A 14,107-nucleotide genomic window follows, 5' to 3' on the forward strand; every position below is an offset into this window, starting at 1 on the left:
TCAGCCCGCGGCCCGGGCCGGGCGCGTGCGACGCAGCACGACGAGCCCGGCCACCAGCAGCAGGGCGGCCGACCCGATCCACACGACGTCGTACAGCAGCAGGTCCACGCCGTAGCGGACCTGGTGGATGCCGAGCAGCTTGTGGTTGACCACCCCGTCGAACAGCTGGAACAGCCCCACGCCCGCGACCACCGCACCCACCCACCGCGACCAGCGCACCACGGCCCGGCGGCGCACGTCGGCCAGCAGGAACAGCCCCGCGACGGTGACGAACCAGCCGACGGCGTGGAACACGCCGTCGGCCAGCAGCGCGACCTGGGTCGTGGACAGGTCGTAGAAGTGGTGCCACTGCAGGCCGAGGTGGAACACGAACAGGTCGATCATCGACGCCGCGACACCGCACCCGAACAGGACGCCGGAGACCACCGTGCGCCGGTCGGGGTCGACGGCGGCGCTCCCGTCCGCCGGGGTCCCGCGGCCCGTCCCCGTGCCGGCCATGCGACCTCCCGTGCTCCGACGTCGACGCGGCCATCGTCGGGCCCGCCGCGCCCGGCCGCATGCCCGGCGGCGTGCCGATCCGTGATCGACTGGACCCGTGCTCACCGTCCGCCACGTCTCGCCGCGCCGGCTCGACGTCGCCCTGACGCTCGCGCCGTTGCGGCACGGGCCGGCGGACCCCACCTTCCACCGGGCCGCGGACGGCTCGGTCTGGCGCACCTCGCTGCTGCGCACCGGGCCGGTGACGCAGCGGTTCGTGCCGGCCGGGCCGCACGAGGTGCTGGTGCAGCTGTGGGGCGACGGCGCCCGTGAGGCCGCCGACGGCGTGCCGGCGCTGCTGGGCGAGGACGACGACGCCGCCGGGTTCGCCCCGCCGCCGCAGCTCGTCGACGCCCACCGGCGGGCCGTCGGCATGCGGATGGCGCGCAGCGGGCGGGTGCTCGAGGCGCTCGTGCCCGCCGTGCTGGAGCAGCGGGTGCAGACGGTGACGGCGCACCGGGCCTGGCGGTGGCTGGTGACCCGTCACGGCTCCGCGGCCCCCGGCCCGGCGCCCGACGGCATGCGCGTGGTCCCCGACGCCCGCGCGTGGGCCCGCGTCCCGGTGTGGGACTGGCACCGGGCGGGCGTCGACCCGGGCCGCGCCCGGACGGCGGCGCGGTGCGCGCAGGTGGCGCCCCGTCTGGAGGAGGCCTGCGGGATGACCGCCGCCGAGGCGCGGGAGCGGCTCGAGAAGGTGCCCGGCGTCGGGGTGTGGACCTCGGCCGAGGTGGCCCAGCGGGCGTTCGGCGACGCCGACGCCGTCTCCGAGGGCGACTTCCACCTGCCCGCGGCGGTGGGCTGGGCGCTGGCCGGCGAGCGCACGGACGACGCCGGGATGCTGCGGCTGCTGGCGCCGTACGCGCCGCACCGCCACCGGGTGGTCCGGCTGCTCACGCTGGAGGGCAGGGCCGTCGCCCCTCGCCGCGGGCCCAAGCTGCCGATCCCCGACTACCGCCGGTTCTGACCCCCGGCCGGCCGGCCCGGTCGGCCCCGTGCCCTCCGAAGACGCGCGAGGCCACCTCCCGCTGCGGGGAGGCGGCCTCGCGAGCCAGGTCGCGCGGTCAGCGCTCGACGACGTCGTCCTCGCCGAGCACGACGGTCTCGTCGCGCATCGGCGCGGCCGCCTCGGCGGCGGTGCGCCCCACCAGCGTGGTGCGGCGCGGGTTCGCGATCGAGCGGTAGCTGATGTTGTGAGCCTCGGCCATCGGTCCTCCTCGTAGCTGCGCACGGGCTGCGGTGCACGCGGTCCGGCCCGCGCCGTTGCGGGCGAGGCGTCCATTCTGGAGCGATACCGAGTGTCGTCACCACCGGAGCGTCGCCAGCGGGCGTGTGAGACGGCTCACCCCTGCGGCGGAATGATGCGGCTCCGGGGTCTCGCGCACCGCGAGACTACGTCTCACGTCCCGTGCGTCGCGCTCTCACGCCGGCGACCGCGGCCCTCCCGCGGGCCGGCTCGGGCGGCGCACGGCGACGCGCTGCGCGACCATCGCCCCATGGCCATCACCCCTGCCGCGGACCCGCAGCTGGTGCTCCTGCGCCACGGCCAGACCGAGTGGTCCGCCTCCGGGCGGCACACCGGGCTGACGGACATCCCCCTCACCGCCGCGGGCGTGGAGCAGGCCGGGCAGGCCGCGCGGGCGCTCGCCGCGTACGAGTTCGCCGCCGTCTACACCTCGCCGCGCGATCGGGCGCGGCGCACCGCCGAGCTCGTCGGCCACCCCGACGCCGTCGTCGACGCCGACCTCGCCGAGTGGGACTACGGCCCCGTGGAGGGCAGGACCTCCAAGGACCTCTCCGGGATGCTGGGGCACGACTACGAGATCTTCGCCGACGGCGTGCGGGTGCTGCCGCCCGACCCGGAGCGCTCCGGAGGCAGCCCGGGCGAGCTGCTGGGAGAGGTCCGGGCGCGGGCCGACGCCGTCGTCGCCCGGGTCGAGCCGACGCTGGCGGCCGGCGGCAACGTGCTCGTCGTCGCGCACGGCCACCTGCTGCGCGTGCTCGCCACGGCGTGGGTCGGCACCGACCCGCGGCTGGCCGCCCGGCTGGAGCTCGGCACCGCGGCGATCTGCCTCCTCGGGCACGGCCACGGGCTGCGCACGATCGAGGGCTGGAACCTGCCGCCGACGTCCTGAGCCCGGCGCCGACCCCGAGCCGGCCCCCGGGCGGCCGCCTGCCAGGCCCGTGGTAGCGTCGCCGGGACTTGGCAGGACGCCCGGTCCCATCAATTCTGGGAGCATCCGTGGACATCCCGCAGGTCGTGACCGACGACGACGTCGACCTCGACGCCTGCGCCGCCGAGCCCATCCACGTCCCGGGCGCGATCCAGGCCCGCGGCGTGCTGCTCGTGCTCGACGACGGCACCGTGGTCCAGGCCTCCAGCAGCGTCGCCGCCCTGCTCGGGGTCGACGTCGAGGCCGTGCTCGGCCGCCCCGTCGAGGACGTGCTGGGCGCCGAGGCGGCCGAGCACCTGCACCTGGACGAGGCCGCCGCGACCGGGCCGCTCGCCGACAACCTGCGCCGGGTGACGGTCCAGGGCCGGCCGTGGGTCGCCACGGCGCACCGGACCGCCGCCGGGACCGTCATCGTGGAGCTGGAGCCGCTGGCCTCCGACGCCCCCGACGCGGGCGAGGCGTTCCGCACCACGTACGCGCTGCTGCGGCAGGCGTCGTCGGCCGCGTCCCTGCAGGCCCTGTACGACCAGACGGCCCAGGGGGTGCGGCAGCTCACCGGCTTCGACCGCGTGATGGTCTACCGCTTCGACACCGAGTACAACGGCGAGGTCGTCGCAGAGGCCCGCCGCGCGGACCTGGAACCGCTGCTCGGCCTGCACTACCCGGCGTCGGACATCCCGCCCCAGGCCCGCGCGCTGTACGAGAAGAGCTGGCTGCGCCTCATCTCCGACGTGCGGGCCCGGCCCGCGCAGCTCGTGCCGGTGCTCCACCCGCGCACCGGCGAGCCCGCCGACCTCACGTTCGCCGGCCTGCGGTCGGTGTCGCCGGTGCACCTGCAGTACCTGGGCAACATGGGCGTCGGCGCCTCGATGTCCATCTCGCTGCTCGACGAGGGGCGCCTGTGGGGCATGGTGGCCTGCCACCACCACGCCGGCGCGCACACCCCGTCGCTGGAGGTGCGCGCCGCGGCCGAGACGCTCGCGTCGGGCCTGTCCCTGCAGATGGTGGTGCGCGCCGCGGCCGACCGGGCGCAGCGCGCCCAGGCGATCTCCGCCGAGCTCGCCGCGCTGACCTCGCCCGTCGCCGACGAGCCGGTGGCCGAGGCGATCGCGCAGCCCGGGCTGCTGCGGCTGCTCGACGTCGACGGCGCCGCGCTGCGCGCCAGCGGCGTCCTGACCACGGTGGGCGCGGTGCCCGACGCCGTCGAGGCGGTGCTCGAGACGGCCCTGGCCGCGGGCACCGACGTCTTCGCGTCGGATGCGCTGGCCGCGCGCCACCCCGCGCTCGCCGACGGCCTCGGCGAGGTCGCCGGCGCGCTGGTCGTGCCGCTGCCCGACGGCGACGCGCTCGCCCTCTTCCGCCGGGAGGTGACGCGCGAGGTCACCTGGGGCGGCGACCCGCGGTCGAAGACCGTCACCCGCGCGGACGACGGCTCGGTGCGCATCGGGCCGCGCCGGTCGTTCGCGCAGTGGCGCGAGGTCGTCCACGGCACGTGCCGGCCCTGGACCGACGACGACGTCCAGTCGGCCGTCGCCGTGCGCCGCCTCGCGGTCGAGGCGCTGTACCGGCGCTCGCGGCCGGAGATCGGCGCGGCGCTGGCCCTGCAGCGCTCCTCCCTGCCGGACACGCTGCCGCACCCCTCGGGGTGGCAGATCCAGGCGCGGTACCGCCCCGCCGACGGCGGGCGCGTCGGCGGCGACTGGTACGACGCGTTCCCGCTGCCGGACGGCCGGATCGCCCTGGCCATCGGCGACGTCGCCGGGCACGGCCTGGGCGCGGCGTCGGCCATGAACCAGCTGCGCAACGGCCTGCGCTCGCTCATGGTCGCGCACGGCGCGGCCGCGCCGGCCGTCGAGGCCCTCGACCGGCTGGCCAAGCAGCTGCTGCCGGACGACATGGCCACGCTGCTGGCCGGCGTCCTCGACCCGGCGACCGGGACGTTCGACTACGTCAGCGCCGGCCACCTGCCGCCGCTGCTGGTGGGCGGCGACGACGCCCGCTGGGTGGAGGTGGCCCGCAACCCGCCGCTGGGGTACCTGCGCGGCCCGCTGCCGCAGAACGAGGTGAAGATCGGCGACGGCCAGTCGCTGCTGCTGTACACCGACGGCCTGGTCGAGCGCCGCGGCACGCGGATCTCGCGGCGGCTCGAGGAGCTGCGGGCCACCGCCGAGGTGGTGCTGGACCTCGAGGTGCTCGAGCACCGGCTGTCCGGCCTGGAGTCCGAGGACGACTCGACGACGCTGCTGGTGACCGCGGACCAGCTGGAGCAGGAGCAGCGGCGGGCGTCCTGACGTCCGTCCCCTCGGGCCGCCGCGACGCCGCCACGGCGCCGCCGCGGTCAGCGGCCGAAGCGGTCCGGGTCCATGAAGTCGACCGCCGTGTACGGCGTCTCCCCCACCGTGATCTGCGCGAGCAGCTCGCCGACGCCCGCGGCGTGCTTGAAGCCGTGGCCGCTGTCGCCGCCGGCGACCACGAGGCGGGGGTCGCCGCCCGGCCGCCCCACGAGGAACTGCTCGTCGGGCGAGTTGGTGATCATGCAGGGGATGACCTTGACCGGCACGGGGTCGATCTGCGGGAACGCCGCCGCGACGGCCTCGGCGAGCATGTCGACGTCGCGGCGCGGGTGGATGTACCTGTCCAGCTCGTCCGGGTCGGTGTCGGAGAACAGGCTGGCGCCCTCCCACAGCCCGATCTTGACGTGGAACCCGTCGCCGCTGCCGTGGCCCCACAGGCCGCTGCCGTCCGGCAGCTCGTAGACGAAGGACGGGAAGTCCGCGATGTCGAACGACGCGGTCGCGTCGGCCCTGGGGGCGAACCAGTACAGGGGCGTGCGCCGCGGCGTCAGCGGCAGGTCGGGCAGCAGCTTGGCGTTCCACGCCCCGGCGGCGACCACGGCCTGCGCCGCCTCGAACGTCACGGTCGGCGTCACGACCCGGACGCCGCCGTCGACGAGCTCGACCGCCGTCACGCGCGTGCCGGGGTAGATCCGCGCGCCGGCCTCGGCCGCGGCGCGGCCGTGGGCGCGCACGTTCTTCTCGGGGAAGCAGATGCCGCCCTCCGGGTCGAGCGCCGCGACCGCCGCGGGGTCCGACGCCGCGTACTGCGGGTAGGCGGCCACGAGCTCGTCGTGGTCGAGGTGCGTGACCGGCACGCCCGCGCCCTCGGCCGCGGCGACGGTGCCGGCGACGGCGCTCGAGCCGGCCGCGCCGACGTTGAGGCAGCCGCCCTGCACGACGTACGTGTCGCCGTACCGCTCCCCCAGCGCCGTCCACAGCTCGAGAGACTTGCGCGCGACCGGCGCCAGGCCCGGGTGCTCCTTGCAGGCCACCCGGAACAGCCGCGTGAGCCCGTGCGAGGACCCCAGGTCGTGCCCCACGTCGAACCGGTCGATGCCGACGACGTCGACGCCCCGCTCCGCGAGCCGCCACAGGGCGGCGCTGCCGAAGGCGCCGAGCCCCACGACGACGACGTCGGCGGTGATGGTCTCCATGCTGGTCCTCTCCTCGTGCCCCGCTCCCGCGACCGGGCCGATCATGCCCGCCCGGCGCGCCCGCCGCGGCCGGTGTCCGTCCCGCCGTGCGAGGCCGGTCGTGCGGGGTGATGGTCGTCGCACCCGACGGCTGCCGGAGAGCGCCGGCGGCTGGGCTACCGTAGGCAGGTCGCCGGCGACGCCGCCGCTGTGACGGCGGTGCGCCGCCGGGCAGCGAGCGAGAGGAGACCCCTGCGTGACCGTCACGCACGCACCCGGTGCCGAGCTACCCCACGTCGTCGTCGTGGGCGGTGGGTTCGCGGGCCTGGCCGTCGTCAAGGGGCTGGCCGGCGCGCCCGTCCGCATCACCCTGGTGGAGCGCCGCGTCTACAACACGTTCCAGCCGCTGCTGTACCAGGTGGCCACCGGCGGGCTCAACGCCGGTGACGTCACGTACTGGCTGCGCGGGCTGCACCTCAAGCAGCCCAACGTGCGCGTGGTCCACGAGCACTTGGTCGGCATCGACCACGACGCGAGGCGCATCCGGCTGCTGAACGACGAGTGGGTCGACTTCGACTACCTGGTCGTCTGCAACGGCGTGACCGCGAACTTCTTCGGCACCCCGGGCGCCAAGGAGCACGCGCTGCCGATGTACTCGCGCTCGCAGGCGCTGCGGATCCGCGACCAGCTGTTCATCCGCCTGGAGAACTCGGCGTTCAGCGAGACCAAGGACGACGGCCTGCGCGTCGTGGTCGTGGGCGGCGGCGCCACCGGCGTCGAGGTGGCCGGCGCGCTCGCCGAGCTGCGCACCGCCGGGCTCGCCCCCGCGTTCCCGGAGATCCACGGCGACGCGTTCGAGGTGAAGATCGTCCAGCGCGGCACGGAGCTGCTCAAGGCGTTCCACCCGCGGCTGCGCGAGTACGCCGCCCAGGAGCTCGAGCGGCGCGGCGTGTCCCTGCACCTGGGTGCCGGCGTGGCCGAGGTGCGCCCCGACGGCGTGCTGCTCACCGACGGCACCGAGATCCCGGCCGACCTCGTGGTGTGGTCGGCCGGCGTCGGCCCGCACGCCGAGGTGGACGACTGGGACCTGCCGCGCGCCAAGAACGGGCGCATCGTCGTCGGGCAGGACCTGCAGGTGGAGGGCCGGCCGGGCGTCTTCGCCATCGGCGACATCGCCGCCACCCCGGACGACCTGCCGCAGCTCGCCCAGCCCGCCATCCAGGGCGGCAAGCAGGTGGCCAAGAACATCCGCGCGCTGCTCGAGGGCCGGCCCACGGAGCCGCTGCGCTACTTCGACAAGGGCACGATGGCGGTGATCGGCCGCCGCGCGGCCATCGCCGAGATCGCGATCCCGGGCACCAGCGCCCGCATCAAGCTCACGGCGGGCCTCGCGTGGCTGGTGTGGCTGTTCGTCCACATCATGTCGCTGGTGGGTCCCCGCAACAAGGTCACGACGCTGGCCGGGCTGGTGACCCGCTACGGGTTCCCGTTCCACCGCCGGCCGATCCCGATCGTCGGCGAGGTGCCCACCGTGCGGCCGCCCAAGCGCGAGCCGGAGCCGCACGAGGCCGAGACGACGGACGTGAGCCAGGCCGAGCCCGCCCGCCAGGACACGGGCGCGGCGCCGTCGGACCACGCCGCGCAGGAGGCCGACACCGGCGCCCGCCGGCGCTGACCGCTCCCCTGCCGAGATAGAGAGCCCCCGCGCCGAGATAGAGAGGTCAGTCTCTATCTCGGCGCGGGGGCTCTCTACTTCGGCCGGAGGGGCCTCTATCTCGGCGGGAGGGGTCTCTATCTCGGCGTCGGGGCGGCCGGGGCGGCGGGAGCGCCGCGGCGCCGGCGCACCGCCGTCGTGACCGCGTAGCAGGCGAGGATGACGGCCACCAGCCCGGTCGTCGCGGCGATCTGCGTCCGGGCGGCGGCGTCGGACAGCATGAGCACCAGCAGCCCGGCGAGCGCGGCCAGCACCAGCCACGTGAGCCACGGGTAGCCCCACATGCGCAGCGGCAGGCGCCCGCCGGGCGCCTGCGCCTCGAGGCGCGGCCGCAGCCGCAGCTGCGCCACCGCGACGAGCACCCACACCACGAGCAGCGCCGACCCGACGGCGTTGAGCAGCACGCCGAGCAGCGCCTCGGGCAGCAGCCAGTTGAGCAGCACGGCGACCACGCCGAACGCGACGGACACCCACACGGCCACCACCGGCACGTTGCGGCGCGAGACGCGCGCGGCCACCGGCGGCGCGTCGGCCCGCTCGGCCAGCGAGAACAGCATCCGCGAGGTGCCGTAGACGTTGGCGTTGAAGGCGCTCAGCAGCGCGAGCACCACCACGACCTCCATGGCGCGCGCGGCCCAGTCGAAGCCGGCGAGCTGCAGCACGGAGACGAACGGCGACTGCAGCGCCGCCGCGTCGTCCCACGGCACCAGCAGCACGATGATCGCCACGGAGCCGACGTAGAACAGCAGGATGCGCCACAGGATCGTGCGGGTGGCGCGGGCCACGGCGGTGGACGGGTCGCGCGCCTCCGCCGCGGCGATGGTGACGATCTCGATGCCGCCGAACGCGAAGACCACCACGAGCAGCCCGGCGGCGATGCCGGACCAGCCGGCCGGCGCGAACCCGCCGTGGGCGGCCCAGTCGGCCAGCGCGCCGCCGTCCACGGGGATGACACCCACGACGACGAGCACACCGACGACGAGGAAGGCGACGATGGCGGCGACCTTGATCGCGGCGAACCAGAACTCGGTCTCGCCGAAGTTCTTCACGCCGGTGAGGTTGAGCGCGCCGAGCACGGCGACGACGACGGCCGCGACCGCCCACTGCGGCACGTCGGGCCACCAGCCGCTGACGATGCCCGCGACCCCGGTGACCTCGACGCCGAGCACCATGATCAGCATGAACCAGTAGAGCCAGCCGAGCAGGAAGCCGGCCCAGCGGCCGAGCGCCGCCTCGGCGTACACGGAGAACGAGCCGGAGGCGGGCAGCGCCGAGGCCATCTCGGCCAGCATGCGCATGACCAGGACGACGAGCGCGCCGGCGATGGCGTAGCTGACGAGCACGGCAGGGCCGGCCGTCGCGACGCCCACCCCCGAGCCGAGGAACAGGCCGGCGCCGATGGCCGAGCCGAGCCCCATCATCGTGAGGTGGCGGGTGCGCAGGCCGTGGGCGAGCGGCTCGCCCGTGGTCGTGCCGGGGGCGGGCGGGGTGCCGGGCGCCGCGGGCGTGGTGCTGGGACGGGTCACGGCGTTCCACCGTAGTCGTGCCGGGCGCCGCCCGCCCCGCGCGGCCGGGGGCGGGCGGCCCGGCTGGGCGGCCCCGCGGACCGCCCAGCCGGACGGTGCCGGGTTCAGACGGCGGGCACGTCCCGTCGGCGGAACCCCACGAGGGCCGCCGCGGCGAGCACCACCGCGACCACGCCGAGCCCCACGAGGCGGGCGACGTCGACGTCCTCGGTGAGCGGGTCAGGCACCCACCAGTACGGCGAGACGCCGCGCGCCCAGTCGGGCAGGCCGAGCAGGTCGGCGAACATGCCCACCACGAACAGCCATGCGAGCAGCGCCCACAGCAGCGGCGTCGCGCGCGGCACCCACGCGTAGACCGCGGCGCCCAGGGCGAGCAGCACCGCGAGCGCCGGCAGGTACACCGCGCCCAGCTCCACCAGCTCGCCGAAGGCGGGGTCGGTGACGCCGGTGGCGGCGGCGCCCGCCCAGAGCGCGAGCACGCCGCTGAGCAGCACGACGACGCCGCCCACGGTGGCGACGGCGAGGTGCGCGCCGAGCCAGCGGGCGCGGGAGACCGCCGTGGCCAGGACGTACTCGGCGCGGCCGGCCTGCTCCTCCGCCCGGGCCCGCAGGGACGCGGCGACGGCGTAGGCGGCGGCGCCGAGCGCCGCGTACAGGCCGATGACCCACAGGAACGCGCGCACCAGGTCGCCCTCACCGAGGATCGCCGCGTAGAGGGGGTTGTCCGCCAGGGTCTCCATCATGTCCGGCAGGGAGCTGAGCACCCCGCCGGTGGCGAACCACATCGCGCCGAGCCCGAGCGTCGTCCACAGCAGGCCGCCGCGCTGCTGCCGCCACGCGACGGCGAGCGGGCCGCGCAGGGACGCGGCGGCGTCGGCCCGGCCGCGGCGGGCGGCCACGAGGCCGCCGCCGTGGTCACGGCGGCCGGCCAGCACCGCCGCGACGACGAGCAGCCCGACGGTCGCCGCGACGCACAGCCCCAGCGGCCACCAGCGCAGGTCCACGAAGACGCGCGTCTGCTGGACCCAGCCGATGGGCGACAGCCACGACAGGGCGCTGCCGTGCCGGCCCTCCGCGCTCCCCTGCACGTCGCCCAGGGCGCGCGCCGCGAACGCCGCGCCGAGCACCGCGAGCGACAGCCCGGTGGCCGTGCGCCCGTGCTCCGCCACCTGCGCCGCCACGAGCGCGACCGCCGCGAAGACGAGCGCCCCCAGCGCCACGGCGCCGGTCATGGCGAACGACTCGCCGGCGGGCAGCCCGCCCCCGGCGGCCACGACGGCCCCGGTGACCACCGCGACCACCGCCTGGACCGCGGTCACCAGCAGCAGCGCGGCGACGGCCGGCGCGTGCCGCCCCACCGCCCCGGCGCGCAGCAGCTCCGAGCGGCCGCTCTCCTCCTCGGCGCGGGTGTGGCGCACCACCTCGAGGATGCTCAGCACCGCCAGGGCCAGGACCATCCACAGCACGAGCTCGTTCGCCACGGCCGCGCCGACGGTGTAGGCGTCCAGCCCGTACCCCGGGCCGGCCATGGTGACCATCGCGGGCGTCCGCATGAGCACCGCCCGCGCCTGCATCCCCCGCGGGTCGTCGGCGAGCACCGCGTACTCGCCGAGCGCCGCCAGGTACAGCACCGCGACGCCGGCCACCCACACGAGCAGGCGCCAGCGGTCGCGGCGCAGCGCGAGGCGCAGCATCCCGGCCGTACCGGTCAGCGCCGACGTCCAGGCGGGCCGGGCGCGCACCAGCGGCCCGGGCGCCACGACGGCGGTCATCGCGCACCCGCCGTCGTGCGCCGGCGCGCGGCCTCGCCGGCGCCCGGGGCGCCGGCGGCGTCCGCGTCGCCGTAGTGGCGGAGGAACAGCTCCTCGAGCGACGGCGGCGCCGCTGTGAACGACCGGACGTCGAGGCGGCCCAGGGCGGCGAGCAGGCCGCCCACGTGCGCGGCGTCGACGTCGAGCTGCACCCGGGTGCCGTCCTCCGCGGGCGTGGCGGCGACGTCGTGCACCCCGGGCAGCGCGGCGACGGCCGCGACGGCCGCGCCGTCGCCGCCGACGACGGCGGTGACCGCCGAGCGGGTCAGGTGCCGCAGCGCGGCGAGCGTGCCGGACTCGACCGCACGCCCGGCGCGGATGATCGTCACGGTGTCGCACACCTTCTCGACCTCGGACAGGATGTGGCTGCTCAGCAGGACCGAGCGGCCCCGCTCCTTGGCGGCACGCAGCTCCTGCATGAACACCGCCTCCATGAGCGGGTCCAGGCCGCTGGTCGGCTCGTCGAGCACGAGCAGCTCGACGTCCGAGGCGAACGCCGCGACGAGCGCGACCTTCTGCCGGTTGCCCTTGGAGTACGTGCGGGCCTTCTTGGAGGGGTCGAGCTCGAACCGCTCGAGCAGCTCGGCCCTGCGGCGCGGGTCCGCGCCCCCGCGCAGGCGGGTGACGAGGTCGATCGCCTCACCACCGGTGAGGTTGGGCCACAGGCTCACGTCGCCGGGCACGTACGCCAGGCGGCGGTGCAGCGCGACGGCGTCGCGCCACGGGTCGCCGCCGAGCAGGCGCGCGGTGCCGCCGTCGGCCCGCAGCAGACCGAGCAGCACGCGCAGGGTGGTGGACTTGCCGGCCCCGTTGGGGCCGAGGAACCCGGCGACCTCGCCCGGCCGCACGACGAGGTCGAGCCCGTCCAGGGCGCGGACCGTGCCGAAGGACTTGCGCAGGTCGTGGATGTCGATCACGGGAGCGGTCATGGGTGACCCTCGCCTTCTTCTTCCCTGACGTCGGGGCCGGTACCGGCGCGCCTGCGTGCGCCGGTACCGATGGGGACGGGGCCCGGGCGCCGGCCGGGTCAGGCCGGCGGGTCCGGGACGTGCACGAAGTCGTCGAGCATGCGGCGACTGGTGAGGAAGCCCTCCGTGTAGAGCTCGATGGAGGGCAGGGCCATCTGGTCCAGGTACCGGCGCACGGCGGCGCCGACGTCGGCGGCGTCCTGCGGCGGGTCGAGCGTGACCGACAGCAGCAGCGCCCCCAGCGCGGACAGCACGAGGTAGCGCGCGCGCGCCTTCTCGTCCCGGCTGGGCCGCGCGATGCCCTGCTCCACCGCCTCGGCGGTGTACTGCTCGGCGTCGGCGATCATCTGCTCCACGAACGCCCGCCCGACGGCGCCCCCTGCCTGCAGCGACCGCAGCACGTAGGCCACCAGCGGGGCGAACTCCGTCTCGGCCGAGGCGAGCACCTCGATCAGCCGCCCCGAGGTGGCGGCCGCGAGGTTGCGCCGCTTGGCGTCGCGGATCCAGGCCAGCACGTGCTGGTCGCACGCGGCGTGCAGCTGCTCCTTGGAGCCGAAGTGGTGGACGACCAGCGCCGGGCTCACCCCGGCGTCGGCGGCCACCGTCCGCAGCGACGCCCCGAACCCCGAGCGGGCGAACCGCAGCACCGCGGCGTCGCGGATGCGGGCCCGGGTCGTGAGGTCGTCGACGGCTGAACGCATGTTCAACACGCTAAACGGCCGTTCAACGGATGGCAAGACCCGGGAGCCGCCGACCGGACGAGGCACGTCCCCGCCCGCCGCTCGTCGTCGGCGCCGCGGCGTGGGACGATCGGCGTCGTCGCCCTCGCGGCCCGCCCCGGGCCCCCGCCGGAGAGGAAGCCCCCATGCCGTCCGCCCTGTTCGTCTGCGTCCACAACGCCGGCCGCTCCCAGATGGCCGCCGGGTTCCTGCGGGAGCTGTCCGGCGGGGCGGTGGAGGTGCGGTCCGCGGGGTCCGTGCCCGCCGACCGGCTCAACCCGGTCGCCGTCGAGGCGATGCTCGAGCGCGGCATCGACATCCGCGACGCGCAGCCCACGGTGCTCACGCCCGAGGCGGTGCAGGCGTCCGACGTCGTCGTGACGATGGGCTGCGGCGACGCCTGCCCGATCTTCCCGGGCAGGCGCTACGAGGACTGGGAGCTCGAGGACCCGGCCGGCAAGGACCTGGACACGGTGCGGCCGATCCGCGACGACATCGAGCGGCGCGTGCGCACGCTCCTGGACGAGCTCGGCGTGCAGCCGGTCGCCTGACGCCTCGCCCGAGGCGGCGCGGCGTCGGGCGGCTCGCTGCGGCGGGCGGCCTCAGGCCGCCCGGCTCGCCTCGCCGCGCAGGCCGTCCACGTGCCCCTGCAGCCGCGCCAGTGCCGCCGCGGCGTCCGCGTCGACGACGGCGACCTCACCGGCGACGAAGCGCAGCTGGGCCGCGGCGGCGTCGAGCGCCACCTGGGCGTCGAACAGCGCGGCGGCGGCGCGCCCGTCCGCGGCCTCGACCTCGTCGGTCGCACGGGACAGGGCGGTGCGAGCCTCGGCGGTGGCGGCGCGCACGGAGGCGACGGCGTCGCGGACGTCGTCGCGCAGGTCCGCCGGCAGCGGGCACGGCAGGCGCTCGGCCGCGTCGAGGTCCTGCTCGATGGCCTGGGCCCGCGCCTGCGCGGCCACGACGTGCGGCTGGACGGCGGCGACGATCTGGGCGGCCTCGGCGGCGGTGGCCGTGGCGCCGAGGGGCAGCATGCCCGCCAGGGCGAGGAGGCCGGCCGCGGCGACGCGCGCGGGCGCGAAGGCCCGCAGAGGCGTCGTCGTCTCGCTCGTCCTCGGTGACATGCCCCCATTCTGGCGCCCCAACCTGGACGAACACAGGGAACAGCGGGTGAACGTGTGGAGATGTCGGACAC

13 protein-coding genes and 1 pseudogene are annotated in these 14,107 nt (G+C 76.4%); 5 read left to right on the forward strand and 9 right to left on the reverse strand.

Annotated elements, in window-relative coordinates; all coding sequences use genetic code 11:
* Positions 1–498 (reverse strand): DUF2243 domain-containing protein, encoded by a 498-nt coding sequence (locus tag U5M74_RS12245; protein WP_410909224.1) that lies wholly within the window; start codon positions 496–498, stop codon positions 1–3.
* Positions 499–595: 97 nt separating this feature from the next.
* Between U5M74_RS12245 and U5M74_RS12250 the strand changes: the two genes are divergently transcribed.
* The gene (locus U5M74_RS12250; RefSeq protein ID WP_410909225.1) at positions 596–1,501 is read left to right on the forward strand and encodes a DNA-3-methyladenine glycosylase family protein; all 906 of its coding nucleotides are present in this window, start codon (positions 596–598) and stop codon (positions 1,499–1,501) included.
* 97 nt (positions 1,502–1,598) lie between these two features.
* Here the strand turns inward: U5M74_RS12250 and U5M74_RS12255 are convergent, their stop codons facing one another.
* Positions 1,599–1,742: a hypothetical protein gene (locus tag U5M74_RS12255; RefSeq protein WP_410909226.1), complete on the reverse strand. Its 144-nt coding sequence runs from the start codon at positions 1,740–1,742 to the stop codon at positions 1,599–1,601.
* A gap of 288 nt (positions 1,743–2,030) precedes the next feature.
* Between U5M74_RS12255 and U5M74_RS12260 the strand changes: the two genes are divergently transcribed.
* Both U5M74_RS12260 and U5M74_RS12265 read left to right on the forward strand, forming a co-directional pair.
* A complete protein-coding gene (locus U5M74_RS12260; protein WP_410909227.1) occupies positions 2,031–2,669 on the forward strand; it encodes a histidine phosphatase family protein in 639 nt (212 codons plus the stop codon).
* 107 nt (positions 2,670–2,776) lie between these two features.
* The gene (locus tag U5M74_RS12265) at positions 2,777–4,999 is read left to right on the forward strand and encodes a SpoIIE family protein phosphatase (protein ID WP_410909228.1); all 2,223 of its coding nucleotides are present in this window, start codon (positions 2,777–2,779) and stop codon (positions 4,997–4,999) included.
* 47 nt (positions 5,000–5,046) lie between these two features.
* On the opposite strand, the gene solA is transcribed toward U5M74_RS12265, so the two are convergent.
* Complete coding sequence (solA, locus tag U5M74_RS12270; protein WP_410909229.1) at positions 5,047–6,198, reverse strand: N-methyl-L-tryptophan oxidase; 1,152 nt, start codon at positions 6,196–6,198, stop codon at positions 5,047–5,049.
* A gap of 235 nt (positions 6,199–6,433) precedes the next feature.
* Between solA and U5M74_RS12275 the strand changes: the two genes are divergently transcribed.
* Entirely contained in the window at positions 6,434–7,852 is a 1,419-nt protein-coding gene (locus U5M74_RS12275) for an NAD(P)/FAD-dependent oxidoreductase (protein ID WP_410909230.1), read from the forward strand.
* A gap of 116 nt (positions 7,853–7,968) precedes the next feature.
* Here the strand turns inward: U5M74_RS12275 and U5M74_RS12280 are convergent, their stop codons facing one another.
* From U5M74_RS12280 to U5M74_RS12300, 5 genes and pseudogenes are all read right to left on the reverse strand, one after another.
* Positions 7,969–9,417, reverse strand: coding sequence for an amino acid permease (locus tag U5M74_RS12280; RefSeq protein WP_410909231.1), 1,449 nt, complete (start codon positions 9,415–9,417; stop codon positions 7,969–7,971).
* Between the two features lie 104 nt (positions 9,418–9,521).
* Positions 9,522–11,189 (reverse strand): ABC transporter permease, encoded by a 1,668-nt coding sequence (locus tag U5M74_RS12285; protein WP_410909232.1) that lies wholly within the window; start codon positions 11,187–11,189, stop codon positions 9,522–9,524.
* Entirely contained in the window at positions 11,186–11,569 is a 384-nt protein-coding gene (locus U5M74_RS12290) for a DUF4162 domain-containing protein (RefSeq protein WP_410909288.1), read from the reverse strand. The genes U5M74_RS12285 and U5M74_RS12290 overlap by 4 nt, the downstream gene beginning before the upstream one ends.
* A gap of 24 nt (positions 11,570–11,593) precedes the next feature.
* Positions 11,594–12,157, reverse strand: a pseudogene (locus U5M74_RS12295) (ABC transporter ATP-binding protein); the annotation flags it as partial.
* Positions 12,158–12,255: 98 nt separating this feature from the next.
* Positions 12,256–12,897 carry a TetR family transcriptional regulator gene (locus U5M74_RS12300; RefSeq protein ID WP_410909233.1) on the reverse strand — a complete coding sequence of 214 codons (642 nt, stop codon included), beginning with the start codon at positions 12,895–12,897 and terminating at the stop codon, positions 12,256–12,258.
* 164 nt (positions 12,898–13,061) lie between these two features.
* Here U5M74_RS12300 and U5M74_RS12305 point away from each other — a divergent pair, with 164 nt between their 5' ends.
* Positions 13,062–13,466 carry an arsenate reductase ArsC gene (locus U5M74_RS12305; RefSeq protein WP_410909234.1) on the forward strand — a complete coding sequence of 135 codons (405 nt, stop codon included), beginning with the start codon at positions 13,062–13,064 and terminating at the stop codon, positions 13,464–13,466.
* A 51-nt stretch (positions 13,467–13,517) separates the two neighbouring features.
* On the opposite strand, the gene U5M74_RS12310 is transcribed toward U5M74_RS12305, so the two are convergent.
* Complete coding sequence (locus tag U5M74_RS12310) at positions 13,518–14,036, reverse strand: hypothetical protein (protein WP_410909235.1); 519 nt, start codon at positions 14,034–14,036, stop codon at positions 13,518–13,520.
* Between the last annotated feature and the right edge of the window lie 71 nt (positions 14,037–14,107).

This window comes from Puerhibacterium sp. TATVAM-FAB25, from assembly GCF_046535855.1.
In the GTDB taxonomy this organism is placed as follows: domain Bacteria; phylum Actinomycetota; class Actinomycetes; order Actinomycetales; family Cellulomonadaceae; genus Puerhibacterium; species Puerhibacterium variabilis_A.

Bases quoted from the DNA above. Each gene is read 5' to 3' on its own strand.
- U5M74_RS12245 (WP_410909224.1), bottom strand. From the start codon at position 498: ATGGCCGGCACGGGGACGGGCCGCGGGACCCCGGCGGACGGGAGCGCC.
- U5M74_RS12255 (WP_410909226.1), bottom strand. From the start codon at position 1,742: ATGGCCGAGGCTCACAACATCAGCTACCGCTCGATCGCGAACCCGCGC.
- U5M74_RS12260 (WP_410909227.1), top strand. From the start codon at position 2,031: ATGGCCATCACCCCTGCCGCGGACCCGCAGCTGGTGCTCCTGCGCCAC.
- solA (WP_410909229.1), bottom strand. From the start codon at position 6,198: ATGGAGACCATCACCGCCGACGTCGTCGTCGTGGGGCTCGGCGCCTTC.
- U5M74_RS12285 (WP_410909232.1), bottom strand. From the start codon at position 11,189: ATGACCGCCGTCGTGGCGCCCGGGCCGCTGGTGCGCGCCCGGCCCGCC.
- U5M74_RS12300 (WP_410909233.1), bottom strand. From the start codon at position 12,897: ATGCGTTCAGCCGTCGACGACCTCACGACCCGGGCCCGCATCCGCGAC.
- U5M74_RS12305 (WP_410909234.1), top strand. From the start codon at position 13,062: ATGCCGTCCGCCCTGTTCGTCTGCGTCCACAACGCCGGCCGCTCCCAG.
- U5M74_RS12310 (WP_410909235.1), bottom strand. From the start codon at position 14,036: ATGTCACCGAGGACGAGCGAGACGACGACGCCTCTGCGGGCCTTCGCG.